Source organism: Elioraea sp., from assembly GCF_051860475.1.
Classification (GTDB): domain Bacteria; phylum Pseudomonadota; class Alphaproteobacteria; order Acetobacterales; family Acetobacteraceae; genus Elioraea.
The window spans coordinates 1-9,919 of record NZ_JBHYDW010000152.1 but is presented as its reverse complement, the minus strand read 5'-3'; the positions used below and the strand labels follow the sequence as shown (position 1 = coordinate 9,919).

8 protein-coding genes are annotated in these 9,919 nt (G+C 69.8%); 7 read left to right on the top strand and 1 reads right to left on the bottom strand.

What is annotated here, in order from left to right; translation table 11 throughout:
• From ACTIFU_RS19910 to ACTIFU_RS19880, 7 genes are all read left to right on the top strand, one after another.
• The coding region (locus ACTIFU_RS19910; protein WP_439580064.1) for an ABC transporter permease at window positions 1-770 on the top strand (770 nt) is incomplete at its 5' end.
• Window positions 771-779: 9 nt separating this feature from the next.
• Entirely contained in the window at window positions 780-2,219 is a 1,440-nt protein-coding gene (locus ACTIFU_RS19905) for an alkaline phosphatase family protein (protein ID WP_439580063.1), read from the top strand.
• A gap of 980 nt (window positions 2,220-3,199) precedes the next feature.
• Window positions 3,200-4,189 carry a TAXI family TRAP transporter solute-binding subunit gene (locus ACTIFU_RS19900; RefSeq protein ID WP_439580062.1) on the top strand — a complete coding sequence of 330 codons (990 nt, stop codon included), beginning with the start codon at window positions 3,200-3,202 and terminating at the stop codon, window positions 4,187-4,189.
• 85 nt (window positions 4,190-4,274) lie between these two features.
• Window positions 4,275-6,200 (top strand): TRAP transporter permease, encoded by a 1,926-nt coding sequence (locus tag ACTIFU_RS19895; protein WP_439580061.1) that lies wholly within the window; start codon window positions 4,275-4,277, stop codon window positions 6,198-6,200.
• A 79-nt stretch (window positions 6,201-6,279) separates the two neighbouring features.
• On the top strand, window positions 6,280-7,203 hold the full coding sequence (locus tag ACTIFU_RS19890) for a dihydrodipicolinate synthase family protein (RefSeq protein WP_439580060.1): 924 nt from the start codon (window positions 6,280-6,282) through the stop codon (window positions 7,201-7,203).
• A gap of 25 nt (window positions 7,204-7,228) precedes the next feature.
• Window positions 7,229-8,149, top strand: a complete 921-nt coding sequence (locus ACTIFU_RS19885; protein WP_439580059.1) for a dihydrodipicolinate synthase family protein — start codon at window positions 7,229-7,231, stop codon at window positions 8,147-8,149.
• 10 nt (window positions 8,150-8,159) lie between these two features.
• The gene (locus ACTIFU_RS19880; protein WP_439580058.1) at window positions 8,160-9,086 is read left to right on the top strand and encodes a dihydrodipicolinate synthase family protein; all 927 of its coding nucleotides are present in this window, start codon (window positions 8,160-8,162) and stop codon (window positions 9,084-9,086) included.
• Between the two features lie 42 nt (window positions 9,087-9,128).
• Here ACTIFU_RS19880 and ACTIFU_RS19875 read toward each other — a convergent pair.
• Window positions 9,129-9,919 (bottom strand): NAD(P)/FAD-dependent oxidoreductase (locus ACTIFU_RS19875; protein ID WP_439580057.1); only part of this gene is annotated, 791 nt, incomplete at its 5' end.

Genomic DNA, 9,919 nt, shown 5'->3' with positions numbered 1-9,919 from the left:
TGGTGGTCGCGCTGTTCGCCGACAGCCTCGCTCCGTACTCGTTCACCGCGCTTGACCTGCGGGCACGGCTGTCGCCGCCTCTGTTCATGGGCGGAGACTGGCGCCACATCCTGGGCAGCGACGAACTCGGCCGCGACGTGCTCTCGCGCCTGATCGTCTCGATCCGGATGAGCGCACTGATCGCCTTCGGCGCGACCATCATCAGCGCGGTGCTCGGGACTTCGCTCGGCCTGCTGGCCGCCCATTTCCGCGGCCGCATCGAGCAGGTCGTGCTCGCGCTCGTGGACTTCCAGGCCTCCATGCCATTCCTGATCATCGCGCTGAGCGTGCTTGCGTTCTTCGGCAACGCGCTGCCGCTGTTCATCGCGCTGATGGGGTTCCATGGCTGGGAACGCTACGCGCGCATCACGCGGGGCCTGACGATCGCGGCGAACGAGCAGGGGTACGCCAACGCGGTGCGCCAGCTGGGCGCGAGCTCGGCGCGCATCTACGGGCTGCACGTGCTGCCCAATATCGCCTCGACCCTGATCGTGACGATGACGCTCACCTTTCCCGAGATCATCCTGCTCGAGAGCGGACTTTCGTTCCTCGGCCTCGGTGTCCAGCCGCCGATGACCAGCCTCGGCAACATGGTCGGCTACGGGCGTGAGTACATCACGCGCGCGCCCTGGATCATGCTCTCCCCCGCGGTGGCGATCGTGCTGACCACGCTGTCGATCAGCCTGGTCGGCGACTGGCTGCGCGACCGCCTCGATCCGACCTTGCGCTAGACTCACGCGATGCCGCTGACCTCCCGAGTCGTGCTGTTCGGTTTCGACGGGCTGCGCCCTGATCGCGTGACCGAGACCACCATGCCGCATCTCGCGCGGTTCATGGCGGGGGGAACCGTGTTCGCGAACGCGCGCAGCGTGTTCCCCTCCGAGACGCGGGTGGCGATCCCCTCTCTCACGACTGGTTGTCGCCCGGGCACGCATGGTCTGGTGGCGAACAGTCTCTACGACGCCGCGGCCGCGCCTGGGCGTGTGCTGAACACCAAGAACGCGGCCGATATCGAAGCGCTGGTCGCGGCCCATGGCCGACTGCTCGCGGTGCCCTCGCTCGGCGCGCGTCTTGCCGCTGCCGGCAAGGCGCTCGACGTGGTCTGGACCGGCACGGTCGGCGCCGGGCGGGCGTTCTTCCCCGAGGCCTGCGCGCTCGACGCGTTCCGCTGGCATCCGGAGGAGGCGGTCGGGCCCGCGCGCGGGCTCGAGGCCCGCTTCGGCGCAGCACCGCCCGCCACGACCCCGAACACGCCGCGCGTGCGTCACGCCGCCCGGCTGTTCGTCGAGCACGTGCTGGCCGAGCGGCCGGCGGAGGTCGCGGCGTTCTGGTCGAGCGAGCCGGATGTCACCTACCACTATCGTGGCGTCGGCAGCGCCGAGGCCGAGGCGGCGATGCGTGCGGTCGATGCCGCCTTTGCGGATGTGCTGCGCTGGCGCGAGACCCAGCCGGATCGAGACGGGATCGTCGTGATCGCGCTGTCCGACCACGGCCATGTCACCGGCGAGGCACACGTCGATCTGCGGGCGCTGCTGCGGGACGGCGGCTTTGCGGCCGGGCGCGACTTCGGCACCGGCACCGAGATCGCGCTCGGCGGCGGCGGGGCGCCCGGTCTCTGGCTGCGCGACAGCGCCCACGCGCCGCGTCTTGCCGCGTGGCTGAATGCCCAGCCCTGGAGCGGGCTCGTTCTGGCGCGTGAGGACAGCGTTCCCGGAACGATCCCACTGGCCGCGCTGGGCGCGCGCCATGCCCGGTCGCCCGATCTCGCCGTCACCTTCGCCGGCTCGAGCGCGCCCGATGTGCGCGGCGTGCCTGGCCGCGGGCTGATCGATACCGGGGACGTGCCAGTCGGCGGCGGCATGCATGGCGGCCTGCATCAGCGCGAGCTCGCGACCGTGCTGGCGATGGCGGGCGGACCGATCCTGCCCGGTGCCGTGATGCGGAGTGCCGCGGACTTGACCGATGTCGCGCCTAGCATCCTCGCCCTGCTCGGCATGCCCGCGGAGGGAATGGACGGGCGCGCACTGGCGCAGGCGTGGGGGCAGGCGCCCGACGCCGACCCGGTCCGCGAGGTCCTCCAGCCAATGCCTGGGCGGCCGGGGCTGGCGCTCTTCCGGACCGTCGATGGGTGCCGACCGGACGGCATGACCCACCACCGACATGCGGCAGCGCCACCCTGACGCTGTCGCCGCACCTTCATGCGGCATCTGATGGCGCCCCGACCCGGGACGCCGTGGCGCTGGGGGATCGTCGTCGGCCGGTCCCCGGCGGCATTCGGGAGGTGCTCAGCCGCGCAGGCCCGGACCCGCCGGTCCCTCAACCGATGCACGGCCTCCGTGGGCCGGCCGGACAGGCCGCGGGCTCCCGACCTGCACCAGAGGTCATCGCCTGCGGCGGGGCGCCCGTTGCCCGGCTCGCGGGACGCAGGTCGGATGGCCGAGCGCCCGTGTGCCGCGCTGAGCCCGTCGGGTCGACGTCCGGAGCGCCCCGACATGAGCAGTCGACGCGCCGGTCAGGGCGTCACGGGTGGACAAGAGCCGCGCGCCCAGCCTCTGCGCGCTCAGCGGCCTTTGCCGCTGATCGATGCTGCGGCGCATCAGTCGCGTGGTCCGTGGTCACCCGGGTCAGCTGGCTCCCAAGCATCCCCTTGACACGCGGCGTGAGCGTCCCGGATGCTCGCGTATACGGTCGACAGAAAATCCTTTGGTGACCTGCCCGTGGTGATCGCTCGTTCGCCTAGGTCCACCACTGCGCACGCGATGGCATGCGTCCTCAGGGACGGACATGCGTGCGTTGAGCCCCTCCCCGCCTGCGTTCGTCGCCGGGCAGGCGGCGCGTGCCGCGCAGACGGGAGACGACCAGCGGATGCATGCGGCCATGATCACGGCTCGGCGCGCCGTTGGATGCGACCGTCCCACCGCGACTGCGTTCCGGACCTCCGTTCTCCGTCCCGCCCATTCCTGCCAAGCAACGCATGGGCCGTCAGGGGAGCGTCGAGGCCGCGCAAGGGGTCACTCCTGCAACGCGACCGGCCGACGACGGATGGATGCCCAAACCGGCCTCGGCAACCGCGTCGACCGTCAGGCAGCCGGACCGGAGACGGCGCCTGCAGAAGACCAAGGCTGAACCGATACCACGAAGGCAAACGAAAGGGAGACCGATGAAGCGCAGATCCTTTGGAATGATGGTTGCGACCATCGCCACCGCCGGATGCGTCGCCGTCCAGGCGCATGCCCAGAGCCTGCCGCGGCATCCGCCGATCAACTTCACGACCGGGAGTCCGACCGGCACCTGGTTCCCGGTGGCCGCGGTCGTTGCGGAAGCGGTGAATGCGCTCTACCAGGGCCAGCCGGTCTCGGTCACACCATCGGCGGGCGGCGTGGCCAATGTGCTGAGCGTGGGCAGCGGCAACGCCCAGATCGGCGTGTCCTACGCGCCGTTCCTCCGGCTCGCGCAGCAGGGCGACAACGAGATGTACCGGCAGGCCTTCCCGAAGCTCCGCGCGCTCGCCTCGATGGTGTCGAATGCGCTCCACATCGTGGTCGCGCACGACATGGATTTCGCGGCCGCCGTCCGGGCCGGCAGGCCACTGGTGATGGCGACCGGACCGACCGGCTCGACCGAGCTGTTCATGATCCAGGAGGTGCTGACCGGCTACGGTTCGAGCATCGCCGCGGTGCGCAGTGCGGGCGGGCGCGTCGAGTTGCTGAATACCGCGGGCCGGGCGGACGGTTGGAGGAACCGGCAGTTCGAGGTCGTGAACTTCTTCATCAATCCGCCGGCGGCCGACATCATCTCGCTGATGTCGGCGCGCCCGGACTCCCGCATCCTGTCGATCGAGCACGCGATCGCGTCGCGGATCGCCGAGCGCTGGGGAATGCTCGAAGTCCGCATGCCTCCCGGCACCTATCCGAACCAGCCGGCCGAGGTCGTGACGCTCGGCATGCCCTACATCTACTTCACCACGACCGAGCTCGACGACACGATGGCCTACAACATCGTCAAGTCGATCGCCGAGAACCAGGTCCGTCTTGCGAGCGCCGCGTCGGCGTTCAACGCGTGGAAGCCCCAGGAGATGGTGAAGGGACTGGGCATCGAGATCCATCCGGGTGCGGCGCGCTACTACCGCGAACGCGGCTGGATCAACTGAGACGGTCACGTTCCCCCGCCATGGCCGGCGGGACGTGCGGGCCGGCCGTGGCGGCATCGCTCTGACAACGGGGCGCGGATCCGCCATGCGCCACATCGGCGACCTGACCGGCCTCGGCGACGTCCGGCTGGGGGAACTGCGTCGGACGGTGATCCCCACAGACCAGCGACGGATCGCCGGAACTGGCGGTCATGTCGTCACCCTTGCCGCGATCGGCCTGAGTATCTGGACGCTGGTTCTGCCGTTCCTCATCCCGATGGGACCGACGCAGACCGCTGCACTGCATCTTGCGATCGCGCTGCCCATCATCCTGCTCGTCTACCCGCCCGGCCGACGCGGACGGGAACGGAATCCCGGCTGGGCGGAATGGCTGCTGGCGCTGGGCTCAGCGGCGCCTTTCCTCTGGGCCTACTACAGCGTGCTGCGCTTCCAGGACCGCATGGCGTATTTCGAGCCGCTCGACCCGCTCGACCTCGCGATGGGCACGCTCGCCCTGGTCGTGATCTTCGAGACCACCCGCCGCACCGTCGGCATGACGATCGTCGTCATCAACCTGGTGTTCATCGCCTACGCGCTGACAGGACCGATCTGGCCCGGTGTGCTGGAGCACCGCGGCACCGACTACATGCGCCTGATCGAACATCTCTACGTCCTGTCCGACGGCATGTTCAACTTCATCATGGGGATAACGGCGACATTCCTGTTCACCTTCCTCATGGTCGGCGTGTTCCTGCGGGTCTCGCGCGGCGATACCGTGTTCACGGACCTTGCGATGGCACTGGCCGGCGCGCGGCGCGGCGGCCCGGCCAAGGTCGCCGTCATCGCGAGCGCGCTGATGGGCATGCTGTCCGGCTCGACGGTGAGCAACGTGGCGACGACCGGCCCGATGACCATTCCGCTCATGAAGCGGACCGGTTTCACGTCAGTCGAGGCGGGCGCGATCGAAAGCACCGCCTCGCTCGGCGGCGCGCTGACCCCGCCCCTGATGGGCGCGGGCATCTTCCTGATGGTCGCCTTCACCGGCGTCGGGCTGACGACGATCCTGCTCTACTCGGTCGTGCCGGCACTGCTCTATTATCTGGGGCTCTACGCGTATGTCGACATCAAGGCACGCAAGCGCGACCTCCAGGGACTGCCGACGTCCGCCCTGCCACGGCTCTGGCCGGTGATCGCCGCAGGCGGACACATCTTCATCCCGATTGTCGTGCTCATCTACATGCTGGTGATCGGCTACACGCCGTTCTACGCCAGCGCGCTCTGCGTGATCGCGATCGTCGCCGTCGGCGTTCTGCGCGCCGCAACGCGCATGACGCCGGCCATGCTTCTGCTGGCGTTCGAGGCGAGTACGATGACGGTGATCACGATCACCGCGCTCTCGGCCAGTGCCGCCGTGATCTACGGCGTGATCACCATGACCGGGCTGATCGTGAAGGTCTCATCGATCATCCTGAGCCTGTCGGGTGGCTCGCTTGCGCTCGGGATCCTCCTGATCGCCATCATGTCCTATGTCCTCGGCATGGGCCTGCCCGTGACGGCCTCCTATGTGCTCATCGCGGCGCTCGGTGCCCCTGCTCTGGTCGAGCTCGGTACCGGCGTGCTGGCCGCACATCTCATCATCTTCTGGTTCAGCCAGGACTCGACGATCACGCCGCCGATCTGCATGACGGCGATGGTGGCCGCACGGATCGCCGACGCACCGCCGATGCGCACCGGGTGGGAGGCGGTGAAGCTCGCGAAGGCGCTCTATCTCCTGCCCTTTGCGTTCGCCTATTCCGATCTGCTGTCCGCCGCCTGGAGCGAGGTGCTGCTCGACGGTGCCGTGCTCGCGTGCCTGCTCGCCACGCTGCCGATGATCGTCGAGGGCCACGCGACACGGCCGCTCGCAGTGGTCGAGCGCGCGCTTCTGGCGGTGGCGGCCGGCCTGTTCTTCGCGGCAACGATCGGCTCGAGCGGCAACGGCCTCACGTTCGGCGTGCCTGGTGCTGGGCTGGTCGCCGCGGTTGTCGCATAGGCGCACCGCCGGGACCGGCGCGGCCGCGACCCGTCGATCTCCTCCCTTACGCCAAAACCCGCAACGATGGAGCTCAACAATGAATGACGGCAAGGTGGCCTGGAGAGGCAACTTCCCGGCGGTGGTGACACCGTTCACCAGGGACGGTGCAATCGACGAGAAGCGGTTCGTCGAGGCTGTCGAGCTCCTGGCGTCGGAGGGCGCGCACGGCGTCGTGGTCAGCGGGTCGAACGGCGAGTCCTGGGCGCTCAAGGGGCCGGAGCGGCTCAGCCTGTTTGCCCTGGCGCGCCGGGCCCTGCCGCGCGACATCACCGTGATCGGCGGCACCGGCAGCATTCCCACCGGCGATGTGGTCGAGCTGACGAAGGCTGCGCGCGAGACCGGCGTCGATGGCGTGATGATCATGCCACCCTACTATTGCGGCGCGTCACGCCGCGAGGTGGTTGCCCATTTCAGGACCATCTCCGACGAGGCACGCCTGCCGATCCTGGTCTACAACTCGCCGAAATCCACCGGCGTGGACGTGGTTGCCGACTTCGCTGCCGAACTCGCCGAGATCGAGTGGGTCTGCGGCATCAAGCAGAGCACGCTCGACTTCACGGTGTTCGAACAGACGGTCGCGGCCTGCGGCGAGCGCATCCGGGTGTTCACCGGCCACTCGGCCAAGCGGGGCATGGCCTCGGTGCTGGCCGGCGCGGTTGGCTTCGTCTCCAGCCTCGACCCCCATGTGATGGGACGCGAGGGGATCTCCCTGTTCGCACTGACCCAGTCCGGGCAGTTCGACGCGGCGCGGCGGGTGCAGATGCGCACGCTTGCGCTCGACCGCGGCCTGGGCGGCATCGCGAGCGGCCCGGCGGTGATGAAGGCGGCGATGAACATGCTGAACCGGCCCGGCGGATACCCGCGGCGGCCGCTGCTCGAGGCGTCCGACGGCGAGAAGGAGGCGATCCGTCACGTGCTCGACTCGCTCGGCCTGTTCAGCCAGGTCCGCGCAGCCGCATGACGCACCCCGATCCGGAGACGAGATCATGAACGACGGCAAGGTCGACTGGCACGGCAATATCGTTGCGGTAGCCACACCATTTACCCAGGACGGCGCGCTCGACGAGGTCCGCTTCAAGGCCAACATCGCCCAGCTGCTCGACGAGGGCGCAGACGGCATCGCCGTGTGCGGCTGCACCGGCGAGGCCTGGGCGCTCGATCCCGAGGAGCGGATGCAGCTGTTCCGCTGGGCGCGCGCGGTGATCGGCCCGAAGGTGCCGTTGATCGGCGGCACGACCGCGATCCGTACCGACCGGACGATCGCGCTGTCGCGGGCGGCGATCGAGGCCGGCTGCGACGGCGTGCTGCTGATGCCGCCCTACTACGCGGTGATCGGCCCGCGCGAGATCAAGGCGCATCTCGAGGCGGTCTCGACCGGCCTGCGCGCGCCGATCTTCCTCTACAACATGCCCAAGCGCACCAGCATCAACATGTCACCCGCGCTGCTCGCCGAGCTCGCCCGCATCGAGTGGGTCGTTGCGCTGAAGCAGAGCTCAAACGACTTCAACGAGCTCGAGGCGACGCTGGACGCCTGCGGCGAGCGCATCAGCGTGTTCGCCGGGCACTCGGCGGAACGCGGCTTCGCCGCCGTGATGCTGGGCTGCCCGGGCTTCGTCTCCAGCCTGGAGGCGCAGGTGATGGGCCGCGAGGCGATCGCGCTCTACGCCCTCGCCAGGGCCGGACGGGTCGAGGAGGGACGGCGTGTCCAGCAGCGTTGCATCGCGCTCGACAAGGCGATGCGTCAGGTGGGCACCTTCCCGGCGAACATGAAATCGGCGATGAACCTGCTCGGCCGGCACGGCGGGCACTGCCGCTCGCCGCTGCTGGACCTGGACGCCGCCGAAACCACGCGGGTCGCGGCGATCCTCGACGGGCTGGGCCTCACGCCCCGCGCCGCGGCCGCGTGAGGAGGCGATCATGGCCCAGAGTTTTCCGATCCGCGGCAACATCCCCGCCGTGGTCACGCCGTTCGACGCGGAGGGGCGGCTGCTCGTCGACTCCTTCGAGACCCTGGTGCGATGGCACATCGACCAGGGCGCGGACGGCATCTGCGTCGCCGGCGACAACGGCGAGAGCTGGACGCTCTCGATCGAGGAGCGCCGGCTGCTCGCGTCCCGGGCCGTCGCGGCGGCCGGCGGGCGCGTGCCGGTGGCGATGGGCGCGAGCGCGACCACGGCCAGGCAGTCGATCGCCTATGCCGAGGCGGTCGCAGACACCGGGGTCACGGCCCTGATGGTCGGGCCGCAGCCCTATGTGATGAAGGCGACGACGGCGGAACTGGTGGCGCGGTTCGAGGCGATCCATCGCGCCGTGCCCTTGCCGATCGTGCTCTACAACTCGCCGCGGCGCACGGGCATCAGCCTGACGCTCGAGACGATGCGCGCGATCACCGAGGCGGTGCCGGTCGTGGCGCTGAAGGAGGCGACGCGCGACTTCTTCTACCTCTCGCACGTCATCCATCAGTTCCGCGACAGGCTCGCGGTGCTGGTCGGGCCGGCGCCGTTCATCCTGCCCGGGCTTCAGCTCGGCGCGGCGGGCTTCATCTCGAGCGGGCCCGAGCTGCTGGTCGGACGCGCGGCACGTCTGATGGGCTATGCCGATCGAAAGCTTGACGCTGCCGCGCGCGAGCTCCAGGAGGCGTTGACGCGGCTCTACGAGGCGCTCATGGCCACCGGCACCTGGCCCGCGGCGCTGAAGGCGGGGCATACGCTCATCGGGCTGCCCGGCGGCGTGCCGCGCGAGCCGGTGATGCCGCTCGACGAGGCCGAAACGATGCGGCTCGCCGCCCTGCTGCGCGAACTCGGCGTCGAGACGCACGAGGTTGCCCGCCGCAAGGTGGCCTGATGCCTGCTCGCGGGCGTCCCACGAGCGGACTGCTCCGGCGCGTCAGGGCACGGCATCGGCGGACGCGGCCGGCGCCGCCATGACGGCGCGCGCGGGATCGAACAGGGGCATCTCGGGCTCGCGGCCGAGCATGCGCTCGGCAAGCAGCGTGCCCATGTAGGGGCCGATCGTGTAGCCGCCGCGCACGCAGCCGATCACGTAGGCCTCGGGCGCCCCGGGGATCTCGCCCACCAGCGGCATGACATCGGCGACGCTGCCCTCGACCCCGAGCCAGGTGCGCACGACCCGGGCGCGCTTGAGCGCAGGAATGGCGAAGCCGGCGAGCCGCAGATTGCCGACGAGGTTCTCGGGGATGATCTCGTAGCCGCCGCGATCCGGGTCGCCCCTGCCCTGCCAGCCGCCGCCGATCAGCACGGTGCCGTTCCGCGACTGCTTGAGCGTCAGCAGGCTGGTCGCGATGCCCAATACCCGCTGCATGATCGGGGGAAGCCGCTCGGTGACCGAGACCATGTTGACCCGGCAGGTCACGGGGATGGTGACGCCGAAGTCGCGTTCCAGCAGGCGTCCGATCCAGACGCCGCCAGCGACCACCACGCGCCGCGCGCGGAACGTGCCCCTGTCGGTGCACACCTCGTACGTCCCGCCGGCGCGCCCGATCGCCGTCACGGTGGTGAACTCGTGCACGCCGGCATCGGCGCGCCGCAGCGCCTCGCGATAGGCGTCCCCCAGCATGTACGAGCTCGCGTAGCCGTCCATCGGGCACCACGCCCCGAGCAGCACCTTGTCCGACAGCCCGGGTTCAAGCTCGCGCGCGCGGTTCGGACCGACCATCT